The sequence below is a fragment of the Phycisphaerae bacterium genome, assembly GCA_035384605.1.
Lineage (GTDB): Bacteria > Planctomycetota > Phycisphaerae > UBA1845 > PWPN01 > JAUCQB01.
The window spans coordinates 24613-40538 of record DAOOIV010000012.1; the positions used below are offsets into that span (position 1 = coordinate 24613).

Sequence of the window (15926 nt, forward strand, 5' to 3'; positions counted from 1 at the left end):
TAGAGGAGGTTGGACCAATGAGAAGAATGCTTCCTGTGTTAATGGCTCTGCTGGCGATCCCTGCGGTCGCGCAAGCGGGTGAAGTGATCGAGGTGCTCTCGGAGGACTTCGAGAGCGGACTGGATGCGTGGACGACGGGAAGGACCCCGTATGTCGACGATTACCCCGATCGAATGAACGTGTTCGACGGAAGCGGCGCGGTTATTTCGAGCGATCCAAGGGACCAGAACATGTTCGGCCCCATGTCAGACGACTGGGGCGTCTGGGGCAACAGCCAGTGCGTGGGTCAGTCCAGCAAGACATGGGACGGAACCTCGGACCACTGGATCCAGAAGCAGTGGCCGGGAGCCTTAGCCCCGGGAACGTACAGCGTGACATTGGAGTATGACTTCTATGTGTACGCGGACCCCGCAACCCTCTGCGGCGGTCGCTGGGAAGTGGGCAATCGAGTCTATCTGCTGACGGACGAAGACTTCGACTACCCCTGCTTCAACTTCGACAATCACGAGAACCTCGAGGCGCCCGGGTTCAAAGTCGACTACTGGCCCGGCTATGAGAACTACGCCACCTGTCAGGACGTGGGCGGCGAGCTCCGATGCGTCGGCCCGGCCAGCGGAAGCGGCGAGCAGCCTTGCACCGTCACCACCGACTGCCAGAATGCCGGGGCCACGCCCACCGCCTGGATCTACAACGGCAAGTGGCGCCGCGTGACCTGGGAGGCCACGGTGACCACCACCACTGGAAACCTCGAACTGCGTCTCCTCAAGCACGAAAAGTGCAGCGGCCTCGAGACCGTCGCCTGGGACGACGTTGACCTTGTGATCAGGGACGCAAGCGAGCAGGTGGTGTTCGAGTTCCACGACAACTTCGATGGCCCCGATCCGCTCGCCGACTGGACCCAGGTGATCAGTTGTCGCGAGCCGGTCTCCAATAACGATGAACCCAAGCTCTTTGCCGCGAACGATCCGCTGCTCTACAAGAACATCGATAATCCGGGATCACAGTCGGCAGGATATTCGTCCGCCGAGTATTTCAAAGACAAGACCGGGCACGCTTGGATGAAGCGGTTGTTCCCCAACGCCCTGCCCCCCGGCACTTCCGGGACCATGCGACTCGAATTCGATTGGTATGTCTATCGCAGGCTGCAGAACGATGGGGTGGACAATGACAGCCCGACGGTCTTTCCTGCGCCCGACGGCGCCGGTATCTACGGCCCGAATACCGGTTACCCGGGCTCGGTGTCCGTCGGCTACGCCTCGAACCTCATTAGGGACGGTATCCGGTACGCCTGGATTCAGAAGCAATTCCCGTCAGCACTTCCCGCGGGCACCTACGACGTGACCTGGGAAATGGACCTCTACGTCTACTCCATCAAGACCGGGGATTACGCCCATGGCAACCGCCTCTATTTGCTGACCGATACGGCCTACAACAACCCGACCTGGAATCCGGACGGAAGCATGCCGGCGAACAGCGGCGGCAGCTTCCGCGTCAGCTATTGGAACAAGGCTCCCGGCCAGACGGTCGTGAACGGGCAGTGGGCCCACGTCGTCATCTCCAGGACCGGGGCCACCGCCTTTGCCACCGCCTCGGGAAATCTGGAGATTCGCCTCCTGGCCGACGACAAGGAAGGCGGAGCCCAGACCGTCGCTTGGGATAACTTGAGCATCACTGTAACCGACCCGAACCAGGGTAACGCCGTCGTTTGGACGTATTCCGACGATTTCGAGAGCGGCCTTGCCGGCTGGACACAGATGGTTCGGCCCAACGATTCGCATGACTGGCAGGATCCCTGGTGGCTCGGCAACAAGGTCTACGTCTTTACCGACGACTTGTACGACCAGAATAACCCTGACATCTTTTACAACGCTCAATTCCAGGTTGCCCGCTGGCCTGGGGACAATGATAGCGATGGGACCCCGGAACCCGAGCAGCCGTGGAACGGCATATGGTGGCGAAAGGTCATTGAGCGGCCGTTCACAACCACAACCGGCAACATCGATGTCCGACTTCTGACTCGTCAGAAGTATGCGGGCAAAGACTCCTTGGAGGGTTATGCTCCCGAGGTTGCGGCGTGGGACAACGTGAAATTGTCATTCATCCTGCCCTGTAACCCGGTTCGTTTCGATGCGGACGACGATGGAGATGTCGACCAGGCCGACTTCGCCGTCCTGCAGGCGTGTTACACGGGCGCTGATGACCCGGATGAAATCTTCAATGCCGAGGCCTGCCGCTGCGTGAATTCGGACGGCGATTCGGACATTGACGCCGAGGACGTCGCCGCCTTTGAGGCGTGTGCCTCCGGCCCGGGTGTCCTCGCCAACGTCAATTGCGACAACGCGCTGTCGCCGCCGTAATGGCCGGCAGGTGTGCCATGACCCTGCGTCCGGCGCACGGGGCGTCCGGACGTCGATGTGAGTCGGCAAGGCCCGTCCCTCAGCGGAGGATGGGCCTTGCCCGTTTTTGTTGCTCGCGCCGGTGGCCGGTGCCCCACTCCAATGGGCCGAGTCGCCTGGCCCGAACGGCTGGGCGGCCAAATCGACAACGCGAGGCGCAGGTACCCATTCCCGAAGGGTTGGGTCCCAGAATCGACAACGCAACCTTCTCGTCGTCCGCGAGAACAGCACGAAAAATGGAGAATGATCCTGGGCTGTCTCCTATTCAGGAGCGGTCGCCGTGGCCGGACAGGTGATGAGAACCTTGCGGCCGGATATCGGTGCGGCTTGCGCGCATGTTTCTGGATCGCAGTGCGCTTGGGTTGCGGCCCGCAAAAGGCGGCCCGCCTTAGGCCCTTTCAGGTGACGATCGAAGAAGCGAATCATGTCCAGGCGGGTGCGGCTCAGATGAGGTTCGCCCCAGCCGTGATCCTGGCGGTGCAAGATCTGCAGCTCGTTGCTCAGCCCGGCTTGACTCAGCCGACTGTGAAGCTCGTAAGCCTGGGGCGGCGGAACTAATGAATCAGCATCCCCGTGAAATGTGAGTACAGGAGGATCATCGTTGCTGATGTAACTCAAAGGAGAGGCTCGCCGAGCTTTCTCTTCCCGCTGTTTCGCATCAGGCCCAAGAAACGGTACGAGGTATTGCCGGACGGCAAACTCAGACCAGCTTCTTGGTACCAGGTTTCCCGGTCCGAAGTAGTTGACGACCGCCTGCACCCGTGCCGATTCGCCGGTTTCGGCCTCGTCCTCCGGGCCGAACCGGTCGTCGTCGGACGCCAGACCGAGCATCAACGACAAGTGCCCGCCGGCGCTCAGACCCATGGCCCCGATATGGTCGGGGTCGATGTTGTACTCCTTTGCATGCCGCCGCAGCCATCGGACACAGTTGCGAACGTCGGCCACGGCCGCCGGGAAAGGGTGTCTCGGTGCCAGACGGTATGTGGGAGCGACGGCGACGTAGCCGTAGACCGCGAGATACTCGATCCACGGCCGCATGCTCATGCGGCAGCCGGAAACCCATCCTCCGCCGTGGATACATACCACCGCCGGCCACGGACCTTTACCGGTTGTCGGCCGCGCCACATCAAGCTTCAATGTCTCGCCGCCCGCTTCGGCGAAGGTGATGCCCGTCTTGGTTTCGATTTCGCCGCGGGGCACGGCCACCGGAAGAACCATCGGCAAAGCACAACCTGCTGACGACGCGACCAGCGCAGCCAGCAGAACCAGAGCTGGTCCTGACCGTTGAAACATGCCGCCATCTGTAGTTGCTTCGATCGCGGACGTCAAGTCTCATGATGAGACAATGGCGCAGCGCGTTGCTCCTATTGGCGGCTGACTCGGGCCCCAATGGAGATACTTCACAGAATCGCCCGCCGTTGCAGGCCGTCATATTCCCCCCTGACTCCTCAAACGTAACGTTGAGCAAGCAAACGAAACTCAAGGACCCCCGTTGATTAACCCCATCACCTCGGCACGGGCGGCCGCATGGTCCCGGAACGTCCCCCGCACCGCCGAGGTGACCATTGTCCCGTTCGGTTTCTGAACCCCCCGCATTTTCATGCATAAGTGTTCGGCCTCAACAACCACCACCGCCCCCTTGGGGGCAAGATGCTCCATCAGCGCGTCGGCGATCTGCGCCGTCATACGTTCCTGTACCTGTGGCCGACGGGCGAACGCGTCAACCGTCCTTGCCAGCTTCGAAAGGCCGACCACCTTGCCGTTCGGCAGATACGCCACATGGGCCACACCATGAAAGGGCAGAAGATGGTGCTCGCAGAGGCTGAAAAAGTTGATGTTGCGCAGTAGCACAATCTCGTCGTAATTCTCGTTGAACACACGCTGCAGGTGCACGGCCGGATCCGTTCGCAAACCCGCGAACAACTCCCCGTACATCCGCGCCACCCGCCGGGGCGTATCGGCCAGACCTTCGCGATCCGGATCTTCACCAAGAGCCTCTAGCAGTTGACGCACTGCTTTCTCCACCTTCCGGTCCGAGTGCCGCTGAGTAGAACCGTGCCTTGCAGAGAGGCTCGGAAACCTGACCAGCGATTCAACCACGTTCTTCTGAGCGATCATCTGACATCCTCCCAGGCCGCTACCTTGCGGCCAACGCCAGAGAATAGGCTACCAAATCACGGATGACCAGCAGAAAATCGTTCAAATCGTTCATTTGGGTTGTGCGCTTATTAAACCATTTTCATAAAATAACTTAGATCGCAATCGCCGATCAACTCAGTCAGTTCGTGGTAGCCGAGTAACTACCCAAATCTCGAAAATGGCCTAGAATCGTTCAAAACGTTCATCAGGGGTGATGCCATGAAAGAGCTGGTCAGTCCAAAGCAGGTCGCGCTGGCACTGGGCGTAAGCGAAGCGTCTTTGAAACGCTGGTGCGATAAAGGATTGATACCCGCGATCCGGACCGCAGGCGGCCACCGGCGATTGCCGATCAACGGCGTCATCCATTTCATCCGGCAGACGGGTCAGCACGTGGCTCGGCCCGAAATCCTCGGCCTCCCGCCGATCACCCGGCAAACCGCCGCCGCCATCGAGAGCCTCAAGACCCTGTTCAGAGATGCCCTCGAGTCTGGCGATGAGGATCAGGCTCGACGAATCGTGATGAGCATGTTCGTCAACGGGCGCAAGGCTCATGAGATCTGCGATTCCATCATCGCCCCTTCCTTCCACGAAATCGGCGACCGGTGGCAGCATGGCGAGATCGAGATCTACCAGGAACGCCGTGGCGTCGAGATCGTGTCGCGACTGCTTCACGAACTGCGGCTGATTCTTCCCCCGCCTCCCGAGGCGGCAATGACCGCGATCGGCGCCACATTGCAGGGCGATCCTTACGGGCTCGCGACGAGCATGGTCGAGGTAACCTTGCTGGAAGCGGGTTGGGCGGCGAGGTCCTATGGCTGTGGTCATCCGGCGGCTACCTTGGCGGCGGCCATCGAGGATGTGCGGCCGAGCTTGTTCTGGCTGAGTGCGTCCGTTATCCGAGAGATCCCCGTTTTCATTCAAGAGTGTCGCTTGTTGTATGAGACGGCCCTGAGCTGCGGAAGTGCTTTTGTCATCGGCGGTCGAGCACTGGTCCCCGAGATCAGATGCCAGATCGGCTACTCGGCGTTCTGCGACACCCTCGCTCACTTGTGGGGTCTTGCCATGGCCTTGCGACCGAGAGGAGGCGGTTGATGCAATACTTGGTTAACCTGGCCCGGCTGACCATCGTTCCGTTTGCCAAAGCCTGCCTGACACCATAAGGTGTATCGCAGGTTTTCTGGAGGCACGTTCAGCCATGGATCTCTCCGGCAAGACGGCACTGATTACCGGCGGCGGTAAGCGGCTCGGGCGGGCGACGGCGCTCGCCCTCGCATCCCAGGGAGTATCCGTGGTCGTGCACTATCAGACTTCCACCCAGGCCGCCGAACAGTGCGCCGACGCTGCCCGACGCCTCGGTGTCAACGCTTGGACCATTCACGCCGACCTGGGCGACACGGCGGTCTGCGAAAAGCTGTTCGACCGGGCCGGGAAACAGGCCGGATCGATCGACATCCTCGTCAACAACGCATCGATCTTCCCGCGGAACACCCTGCTCGATATGACGGTGCCGGACGTCGCGGAAAACGTCCAAGTCAACGCGATGGCGCCCTTTCTCCTTTCTCGGTCGCTCGCCGCCCAGGGACGCCCCGGCGCGATCATCAATCTCCTCGACACCCGAGTCGTCCATTACGACCGCGTCCATGCCGCCTATCACCTGAGCAAACGGATGCTGCTGACGCTCACTCGAATGATGGCCCTGGAGTTCGCTCCGTCGATCCGGGTCAACGCCGTGGCTCCCGGACTCATTCTCCCGCCCCCGGGCGAAGACGAGTCCTATCTCCAGAAGATGGCCGCCGGCGTTCCCCTCCGGCGAATGGGCAGCGTCGAGGAAATCACCGCAGCCGTCCTCTTTCTGCTGCGAAGCGATTTCATCACCGGCCAGGTGATCTTTGTCGACGGCGGTTTTCACATGAAGGGAAGCGTGTATGGCCTCTGATGGTGACCGTCTCGATCACATCCACATCCGCGACCTGGCCCTGCGCTGCGTCATCGGCATCTACGAGGAAGAACGGCGGGAAAAGCAGGACGTCATCATCAACATCACGCTTTATGCTGATCTGCACAAGCCGTGCCGAACCGACGATGTCGCGGATACCATCGATTACAAGGTGCTTAAGAAGAAGATCATCGCCTTGGTCGAGCAGTCATCCTGCCGACTGATCGAGCACCTGGCCGAGGGCGTCGCCCAGACCTGCTTGGCGGAGCCGCGCGTGGTGCGCGTCACGGTCTGCGTCGACAAGCCGGCGGCGCTGCGTTTCGCCCGCAGCGTGGCCGTGGAGATTACCCGCGATCGAGAAAGCCGTGTCTGACCAACCCGTGGATGCCTTCATCGCCGTAGGCTCGAACATCAGGCCGCAGCAAAACGTGACCGACGCCCTCGAGCTGCTCCAGCAGCAGGTTCGCGTCTTGGCCTCATCCACGTTCTACTGGACGTCCCCCCTGGACCGGACCGATCAGCCCCGTTTTCTCAACGGCGTCTGGCGCATCCGGACAAGCCTCTTACCCCGATCGCTGAAGTTCGACGTCCTCCGTGGCATCGAGTCAAAACTGGGCCGTGCCCGCACCAAGGACAAGTACGCCCCAAGGCCAATCGATCTTGACATCGTTCTTTACGGCCGACTCATGCTGAACGAGCCCGACCTGTTGATCCCCGACCCCGATATTCGTCGGCGCCCTTTCATAGCGGTGCCGCTCCTGGAGCTGGCCCCCGACCTGACCATGCCGGACACGGGCGAACCCATCGCAGCGTTGGCCGACCGGCAGACAGCCATGCATCTTGAACCCGCCGAGGCGGTGACCAAGCGCCTCCGGCAAGCGATCAGAACCCGGCACGCATAACGGTACCCGACGCACTCAGCCTTCGAACTGGCCCCCAGCCCTGCGGCTACCTCAACCCGAAACAACGATTGTCTGGTAACCTCGCTCGCCGGTGCCTGTCTATGGCCAACGGCTTGGCGGCGCGATCCCGTTTTGCCCGGCCCAGACACCCCAAAATCGCCTATTCGCTTTCCTTCCGGAGCACCCCGTGTGTTATCCTCGTGAGGCAAGCGGCAGGGAGATACTCTGCCCACGAACAGACGGCTGTCGCCTGGCCGAAAGGGCGTTTGTCCGGCAGCACCAAAAAGCTCGCCGCGCCAAACGAACCCAACGCCGTTTCCACCTAAGTCTTTACTATAAAAGACTTTATGTGAAAAACAGCCCGTTGCGGAGGGCGCCTGCCTGGGGCCTGACCAGGTTCGATTCGATGCCCGGTTGTGCTAGAATCCCGCCCTTTGCGACGCCGCAACAGCATGGAGAACGTCATGAGGTCGATCGCCGGACAACTGAATTCGCTGTTCTCCAAGGCCATCGAACGGGCCTTCGGCGACCCCGGCCGCAGGGCCGATCCGATGATTCGCCCCGCCGCCGATGAAAGGTTCGGAGACTACCAGAGCAACGTGGCCATGGGTCTGGCCAAGCGGCTCGGGTCCAAGCCCCGCGAGGTGGCCCAGAGAATCGTGGACGCCTTGGCCGCTGAACCGCAGGCTACCGCCATGTGCGAGCCCTTCGAGATCGCCGGGCCGGGCTTTATCAACATTCACCTGCGGCCTGAGTGGATGGCCGACGTTCTCAATGCCGTCCCCGCCGCCGGCGACCGCGACCGCCTCGGCATCGACACGGCCGAGAACCCACAAACTGTCGTCGTCGACTACTCCAGCCCGAACATCGCCAAGCAAATGCACGTCGGCCACCTCCGCAGCACCATCATCGGCGACTCCATCGCCCGTATCCTCGAGTTCGAAGGTCACAAGGTCATCCGCCAGAACCACATCGGCGATTGGGGGACGCAATTCGGCATGCTCTGCGCCTATCTCAAAGAGAAGATGCCGGACGCCCTGAGCAACCCGGCGGACGTTCACCTCGCTGACCTGGAGAGCTTCTATAAACAGGCCAACGCCCTTGATCAGGAAGATGCCGCTTTTCACGAGCGGGCTCGGGCCGAGGTCGTTGCTCTGCACAACCGCGACCAGAGTACCCTGAAGGCCTGGCGGTACATCGTGAACGAGTCGCGCAACCACTACATGCCCATCTACCGGCGGCTGGGTGTCAGCCTGCGTCAGGAAGACGAACGCGGCGAAAGCTTCTACGCCGACAGACTTGCCGGCGTCGTCGCCGAACTCGAACGCGACTTCGGCCAAGGTGCTCCATCCCGGCCTCTTGACGAGCCGCGGGGTTCATCCCCGCGGTCCGATCTTCCACGTATTCGCGTTGAAGTCTCCGACGGCGCCCTCTGCGTCTTTCACGAAACCCCGTCCGGCGAGCCGATGTTCAAAAACCCCGACGGCAAGCCCGTGCCGATGATCATTCGCAAGTCCGACGGCGCCTACCTCTACGCCACTACGGACCTGGCAGCCGTGCAATTCCGCATTCGCGAACTGGGCGCCGACCGCATCGTCTACGTCACCGACGCCCGTCAGGCCCAGCACTTCGAGATGGTCTTCGCCACCGCCCGGGCCGCCGCTTGGACGCTCCACGGCGGCCGCACGACGCCCGTGCAACTCGACCACGTGACCTTCGGATCGATCCTCGGTGACGACCGCAAGCCGCTCAAAACCCGCAGCGGCGAGAACGTCAGACTCGCCGATCTGCTTGACGAGGCCGTCAACCGGGCCGAGAAACTGATCCGCTCCAACGAAGCCGACCCTGCCAAACGCCGCGGCTTCACCCAGGACGAAATCCGCGACATCGCCGAGGCCGTCGGCATCGGGGCGGTCAAGTACGCCGACCTCTCGCAGAACCGCCAGAGCGATTACGTGTTCAGTTGGGACAAAATGCTGGCCATGGAGGGCAACACCGCCCCGTACATGATGTACGCCTACGCCCGCATCCGCTCGATCTATCGCAAGGGCGCCGAAGAGAGCCGTGATCTAGCGGCCGGCCGTGTTCAGCTTGTCGAACCGGCCGAGCGGGTCCTTGCCCGCCAGGTGCTCCGCCTGCCGGAAACCCTCGAAGGCGCCGCCGTCGGCCTGCGGCTCAACATCATCACCGAATACCTGTATAATCTGGCAGGAGCCTTCATGAGCTTCTACGAGGCCTGCCCGGTCCTCAAGGCCGGCTCCGACGCCCTTCGCGCCTCGCGCCTGAGGCTCTGCGACCTCACCGCCCGGGCCCTCCGCATCGGCCTCGACCTGCTCGGCATCCGCGTCGTCGAACGAATGTGACGGCTCCCAAGTGGGGCCGACGCCCCCGTCGCTGCACCAGGTTGTCCGGCGTCTGCGCGCCGGAGCGGGTGTAACGATTGCCACCACAAGGCACGGCACGGTCGAAGCCGCCAAACGCGGCGAGACCTGCCATGGGTGCTGCCCGCGAATGAGAACGGAGGTGGCCCAAAGGCACGGCACGGTCGGAGCAGGACTCAGACCCGCCGCGCGTGCCGGACGCCGCTCGCTACACGGCCTTACTCTATGGTATGCTGGTCGCCGTTCATTCATCCCCGTGCGAGGAGTGTCTGAATCATGAGCGAACACTTAAAGGCCCAAAGCCCGGCCCGGTTGTCCTCACTGCAAATGTCCATGCTCATCCTTCTCCGCTTGGCCGTGGGATGGCATCTGCTGTACGAAGGAGCCGGCAAACTCATGGCCCCCGGCTGGTCGGCCGAGGGTTACTTGTCGCACTCGAATTGGATCCTCGCTCCCCTCTTCCGCTGGATGGCTGCCGACCCGGGTCGACTGCGCGTGATCGACGCCCTGAACATCTGGGGCCTTATCCTCATCGGCCTGGCGCTGCTGCTCGGCGTAATGCCACGGCTGGCGAGTCTGGGCGGAGCGGTGTTGCTGCTGTTGTACTATGCGGCCATCTCGCCGCTGTACGGGCCGGGCGTGTTTGGCGCCGAGTCCGACTATTTTGGCGTCAGCAAGGTCTTGATCGAGGCCATCGCGCTCCTGACGCTGGCCGCGATGCCGTCCGGTTCAATGTTTCGACTCGATCGGCTGGTGGCCGGGTTCATTCGGCCTCGACACCCAGGAAGGGTCGGCTCCGGCGGCATGGGGCCTTCCGGCGATGAAACCGTCGAGTCGCAGTCCAGGTCTTCTTTGCATCGAAGGGAAATCCTCGGGAGCTTGGCTTCGCTTCCGCTGGTAGGCTTGTTCTGCGCGGGGCTCTATCAAAGACGCCGCCGGGACCGCGCCGTGGTACAGGCAATCACCGGCGCGACCATCAAGGTCCCCACCGCCGACCTGAGCAAGCTCAAGGGCAAGCCGCCGATGGGGCAAATCGGCAGCTTGAAGATCAGCCGGTTGATGCTCGGCAGCAACCTGATCGGCGGGTGGGCCCACTCACGCGATCTGATCTACGTGTCCTCGCTGTTCAAAGCCTACAACACCGAGTGGAGGATCATGCACACCCTCGCCCTGGCAGAGAAGGCGGGCATCAACATGATCAACTGCGTCAATCCGCAACTGGCTCTCATCGACAAGTACCGCCGCCAAACCGGCGGCGCCATGCAGACCATGTGCCAGATCCGGACCGTGCAAGGCGACATGAAGACCGAAATCGACATGGCCATCGATGCCGGCGCCACCACCATGTACATCCAGGGGGCGGTGGGAGATAAGTGCGTGGAGGAAAAGCGGCTCGAGGAACTCGCCGACGCGGTTGCATACGGCCGGCGACAGGGCTATCTCGTCGGCATCGGTGCCCACTCCATACGCGTGCCCATCGCGTGCGAGGAGGCGGGCATCGAATCAGACTACTACGTCAAGACGTTCCACCACGACCGCTACTGGTCGGCCATCCCGCGCGAACGGCGGCAGGAGTTCTCGGTCGATCGCGAGCGGCATCTCGATCACGATATGTTCCACGACAACATCTTCGACCTGTTCCCAGAGCAGACGGCCGAGTTCATGGCCGGCGTCGACAAGCCGTTTGTCGCGTTCAAGGTACTGGCCGGCGGCGCCATCCCGCCTGAGGACGGCTTCAGGTTCGCGTTCGAAAACGGTGCCGATTTCATCTGCGTGGGCATGTTTGACTTCCAGATCGTCGACGATGTGAACATCTCCCTCGATGTCCTGGCCGATATGAGCAGACGCACCCGGCCATGGCGGGCATGAGCGCCCCGGAACAAGGCCATGTCGACGAAAGCCCCCGCCGCAGATTGTGGGCAGGAAAAGGTGTTACTCCCCAAGCTATGCCACGGTCGAAGCCCTGCGAAGTACCATGGACCAGGCAGGGCGGAAACCTGCCGTGAGTGCTCAATCCCGCTATTATGGGACGGCGCCTCTCTTTCCGTTGCTCCGCTTGCTTCCCGCCCCGCTGAATTCTACGTTTGTATCCGGGATTACGTACCCGCCCCAGGTGACGGGAAAGGGCTTCCATGCTGGGCAGCTTCCTCAGAGTGCTGTTCGACGATGCTCGTCGCGGCGACGACCGCGCCGGCCCGGGTCTCGGTCTGAACCTGCCTTCCGGCAAGCCGCCCATACTTCGCCGCCGAACAACCTGCCTGATTGCTGTGCTGGGAATTGCGGCCATCCTCTACGGCACGCTGATGCCCTTCCAGATCGACCACTCCAAAGCGATCTCATGGAACCTGCAGTGGACCATGTCGATGCCGGGTGATGCGGTCGCCAACGTGCTCATCTACATTCCGATCGGCGCCTTCCTGCGGCTGATGCTGCGCCGCCGCGGTTCGCCCCGCGTGATCGAGTGGGGCGTGAGTCTGATCATCGCCGGCGCGATCAGCTACCTGACCGAGGTGGCCCAGACCGTCGTGGTGGCCCGGGTTCCAAGCTGGATCGATACCATCTGCAATTTCACCGGAACGGCGATCGGCATTGCCTTCGCCCCATCCCTTCAGCGCATCCTGCGTAACGCCCACGCGTGGCTCTATCGCGAGCTGCGAGTACACCCGATGGCTATGGCCGCGATGACGGTCATGATTTGCGTGTGTACTTACGCCCTGGCCCCGATGGACGTAAAGCCCACGCCGACGCATCTGGCCAAGGGTATTGCACATCTGCGGGCGTTGCCGCAGCAATGGCTGTGGCTGCCGGGTGATGCATCGCTCAGCCCGATGGCGGTCATGGACAAGGTGATATCGGCCGGTGCCTACGGCCTGCTGGCTTTTGTGCTGCTACTTTCGGCGAGGGAGGCCGGACGCTCCAGGATGCGCTCCGTCTGGTACGCCCTCACCCGTTCCCTGGCGCTGGCCGTGGTGGTCGAAGCCATCCAGTTGTTCACCATCTCGCACGTGGCCGATCCTCGCGACCTGTTCACGGCGTGGCTCTGTTGCCTGCTGGGCTGTGTCGTCGGCTGGACCGTCGTGGGCACTTCTCCGGATATTCACCAGTCGCCGATGACCTTGCTTCGCGGCCTGGTCGCGGTGATCAGCGGCGTGGTGCTGGCCTGGGCCGTCGGCTCCATCATACTGAGCACCCCGGCACAGGCCCCGATGCACACGACCTGGTGGCCTGCAGTCGGCAATTTCAACCGCTCGTGGAGCAGTTTGCTCGGCGACTACACCAGCGGCCTGCTGCAATACATTCTGGTGGCCGGGCTGATCGTGCTGTGGAGCCGGGCAACCCGACATCGTCCCAGCATGGCCCTTGTGGTGACCTCCACCTGGATCATCGCGGTTACCTCCATAAGCGTGACCGCATTTCGAGGCTACAACATCGACACCGCCCAACTGATCCTGGGGGTCGTCGGCGGCATCATTGCCGTCCGCTTCGACCGGGCCATCTTCGGCAGGCAGAGGGTGCTCAGCTCGAACTCGGCCGGTGACATCACGCCGACAACTCCGCTTGTGCCGGATACTGCTGCTCTCCCTTCTCCGGAATCGCGTCGATCCTGACCTGCCCTGAAACCTCCAGGCAGCGCCGACGGTGCGCGGGGTCGGCCGTTTGCCCCCTGTCATTCTTCTCCGACGTCACTATGATGACCAGAGGGATCACCTGCGCGCTCAGGGGTCCAGAGCCATGGTGGTTGCCTGGGTTCTGTGATGGCGGATACGCGATCGGATCACAAACGAATCATCGTTGTCGGTGGGGGCGTATCGGGCATGGCGGCCGCTTACCGGGTGGCTGAGCTGGCCGCCGCAAGGGGCACGCCGATCGACGTCCGCGTCCTGGAGGCCAGAGATCAGCTCGGCGGCTCGCTGGTGACCAACCGGCACGACGGCTTCCTCGTCGAGGCCGGCCCCGACTCGTTCATCACCCAGAAACCCTGGGCCCTGGCACTGTGCAAGCGGCTCGGACTCACCGACGAGATCATCCCTACCAATCCAGCCTTCCGACGGACCTTCGTTGTCCGTAAGGGCCGCCTGCATCCGATCCCCGAAGGCTTTCTGCTCCTGGCACCGTCGCGGATCATGCCCTTTGTGACCAGCCGGCTGTTCTCGTGGCCGGGCAAGCTCCGCATGGGCCTAGATCTGATCTTACCCGCAAAAGACCACGGCCACGACGGCGATGAAAGCCTGGCCTCATTCGTCCGCCGTCGTTTCGGCCGCGAAGCCCTGGAACGCGTCGCCCAGCCGCTCGTCGGGGGCATCTATACCGCTGATCCCGAGATGCTCGGCCTGCGAGCCACGATGCCCCGCTTTCTTGAAATGGAGGCCGAGCATCGAAGTCTGATACTCGGCATGCGGCGCGCGGCCAAGGCCATGGCCCGGGCGTCCAAACAACGCAACACCGCCCAAAGCGTCGACAGCGGTGCACGATATAGCATGTTCGTTTCCCTGGCTTCCGGTATGTCGCGGCTGATCGAAGTGCTGCGATCGCGTCTGCCTGCCGATGCGATCCGGACGAACGCACCCGTGACCCGCATCGCACCGGTCCGGAATCGGTGGCAGGTTTCACTCGCCGACGGCACCGGCGAGATCGCCGATGGCGTGATCCTTACATGCGCGGCCTATCATTCGGCGGAACTGGTCCGGACTCTCGATACGAGTCTGGCCGATGATCTCGCCTCAATTGATTATGCCTCGTCGGCGACCATGTCGCTGGCGTATCGACGTGAAGACGTGCCCGGCCCGCTTGATGGTTTCGGGTTCGTCGTGCCCTTCGTGGAGAATAGAACTTTGATCGCGGTGACCTTCAACAGCGTGAAGTTCGCCGGCCGTGCTCCCGATGGCTGGGTGCTGATGCGGGCGTTTCTTGGCGGGGCAATGCAGCCTGAAGTCTATGAGATGGACGATGCGAGACTGCGCGACGCCGTCCTGCGAGACCTCCGGGATCTTCTCGGTATCGAAGCCCCTCCGCGGTTCGTCGAGCTGTACCGCTGGCCCAGGTCGATGCCGCAGTACCCGGTGGGACATCTTCACGCGGTGGCAGCGATTCACAGAAAGCTGGCGTCGTGGCCCGGCCTGGCTATCGGCGGAAGTGCCTTCGGCGGCGTGGGCATTCCCGACTGCGTCCACTCGGGAGAAACGGCCGCCGAGGCCGTCGTAACGCACGTGGCGGGTGTGCCGGATTCGAATTCGGCCGCATGGCCCGGCAAGTCGGCAGCGTCCTGACGGCCGCGCCCAGAGGCAACCGGACCGAAAACCCCGCTGTCTTTGACTCCCGACAGAGGCGCAAGCGAGTCCGCAAAAGGATGTGCGTAATGTGGAGCGACCTTCTCAAGCGAATGCATCCGGAAGGCATTCCCTGGCCCGGGACAGTGTTATACGACGCATTGAGTCGCAGCCGCATCTTCCAGGAGCACTATCGTCTGTTGGCCGAGGATATCGCCGCCCATTGCCGGCAAGGAAGCATACTGGACATCGGTACCGGCCCAGGCCGGTTGCTGTTGAGTCTTCACGAACTCCGTCCGGACCGCCGCTTAATAGGAGTCGACGTGAGCACGGCAATGGCGCGCCAGGCGCAGGAGAACGTGCGCCGTGCAGGACTGTCCAATGTGATTCAGATTCTTGCCGCGCCGGCGCAGCGTTTGCCGTTCGCCGATCAATCATTTGATGTCGTCGTCAGCAGCGGCGCGCTTCATCACTGGAAGAATGCGACGGCCGGACTCAACGAAGTGTACCGGGTCTTACGAACAGGCGGTTGGGCGCTCATGTATGATCTCGTGAAAGACACGCCGCCAAAAATCCTCCAAGGACTGACAAAAGCCCATGGTCGGTTCCGCGTGCGCCTTCTTCAACTTCACTCCCTTGAAGAGCCGTTTCACACTGTCGGTGATCTGGCGTCACTGGCCGAGGCCACGCCGTTCAGGACCGAACAGGTGCGGTTTGTCGGAGCCTTGTGCTGCCTGGCGCTCACCAAGCCGGCGCCTAAGTCAGGGGAACTGTAAGACCGGCAATGACGACGTTGCCTGTCCGGCTGGGCGGATGCCAGACCCGCTCAGGCGACAGATTCTTTGAGATTCAGGCTTTTTCTGTGGCGGCTGTCTGACTAAAATGAGCCTCGTCGTCCTATCCGT

12 protein-coding genes are annotated in these 15926 nt (G+C 62.2%); 10 read left to right on the forward strand and 2 right to left on the reverse strand.

Features of this window, described 5'->3' with window-relative positions; all coding sequences use genetic code 11:
• Positions 1 to 17: 17 nt before the first annotated feature.
• Positions 18 to 2357: a hypothetical protein gene (locus tag PLL20_05040; protein ID HPD29337.1), complete on the forward strand. Its 2340-nt coding sequence runs from the start codon at positions 18 to 20 to the stop codon at positions 2355 to 2357.
• 300 nt (positions 2358 to 2657) lie between these two features.
• On the opposite strand, the gene PLL20_05045 is transcribed toward PLL20_05040, so the two are convergent.
• Complete coding sequence (locus PLL20_05045) at positions 2658 to 3689, reverse strand: alpha/beta hydrolase (protein ID HPD29338.1); 1032 nt, start codon at positions 3687 to 3689, stop codon at positions 2658 to 2660.
• Positions 3690 to 3875: 186 nt separating this feature from the next.
• Positions 3876 to 4514, reverse strand: coding sequence for a GTP cyclohydrolase I FolE (gene folE, locus PLL20_05050; protein HPD29339.1), 639 nt, complete (start codon positions 4512 to 4514; stop codon positions 3876 to 3878).
• 240 nt (positions 4515 to 4754) lie between these two features.
• Between folE and PLL20_05055 the strand changes: the two genes are divergently transcribed.
• The 9 genes from PLL20_05055 (at position 4755) to PLL20_05095 (ending at position 15797) form a co-directional block, all read left to right on the forward strand.
• The gene (locus PLL20_05055) at positions 4755 to 5627 is read left to right on the forward strand and encodes a B12-binding domain-containing protein (GenBank protein HPD29340.1); all 873 of its coding nucleotides are present in this window, start codon (positions 4755 to 4757) and stop codon (positions 5625 to 5627) included.
• A gap of 103 nt (positions 5628 to 5730) precedes the next feature.
• Positions 5731 to 6471, forward strand: coding sequence for an SDR family oxidoreductase (locus PLL20_05060; protein ID HPD29341.1), 741 nt, complete (start codon positions 5731 to 5733; stop codon positions 6469 to 6471).
• Positions 6461 to 6844, forward strand: a complete 384-nt coding sequence (gene folB / locus PLL20_05065; protein ID HPD29342.1) for a dihydroneopterin aldolase — start codon at positions 6461 to 6463, stop codon at positions 6842 to 6844. The genes PLL20_05060 and folB overlap by 11 nt, the downstream gene beginning before the upstream one ends.
• Positions 6837 to 7373: a 2-amino-4-hydroxy-6-hydroxymethyldihydropteridine diphosphokinase gene (gene folK, locus PLL20_05070; GenBank protein ID HPD29343.1), complete on the forward strand. Its 537-nt coding sequence runs from the start codon at positions 6837 to 6839 to the stop codon at positions 7371 to 7373. Before folB ends, folK begins: the two co-directional genes overlap by 8 nt.
• 464 nt (positions 7374 to 7837) lie before the next feature.
• Positions 7838 to 9736, forward strand: a complete 1899-nt coding sequence (gene argS, locus PLL20_05075) for an arginine--tRNA ligase (protein ID HPD29344.1) — start codon at positions 7838 to 7840, stop codon at positions 9734 to 9736.
• 294 nt (positions 9737 to 10030) lie between these two features.
• Complete coding sequence (locus tag PLL20_05080; protein HPD29345.1) at positions 10031 to 11623, forward strand: DoxX family membrane protein; 1593 nt, start codon at positions 10031 to 10033, stop codon at positions 11621 to 11623.
• A 263-nt stretch (positions 11624 to 11886) separates the two neighbouring features.
• The gene (locus PLL20_05085) at positions 11887 to 13362 is read left to right on the forward strand and encodes a VanZ family protein (GenBank protein HPD29346.1); all 1476 of its coding nucleotides are present in this window, start codon (positions 11887 to 11889) and stop codon (positions 13360 to 13362) included.
• Positions 13363 to 13509: 147 nt separating this feature from the next.
• Positions 13510 to 15021 carry a protoporphyrinogen oxidase gene (gene hemG / locus PLL20_05090; protein HPD29347.1) on the forward strand — a complete coding sequence of 504 codons (1512 nt, stop codon included), beginning with the start codon at positions 13510 to 13512 and terminating at the stop codon, positions 15019 to 15021.
• Positions 15022 to 15134: 113 nt separating this feature from the next.
• A complete protein-coding gene (locus PLL20_05095; GenBank protein HPD29348.1) occupies positions 15135 to 15797 on the forward strand; it encodes a class I SAM-dependent methyltransferase in 663 nt (220 codons plus the stop codon).
• Positions 15798 to 15926: the final 129 nt, after the last annotated feature.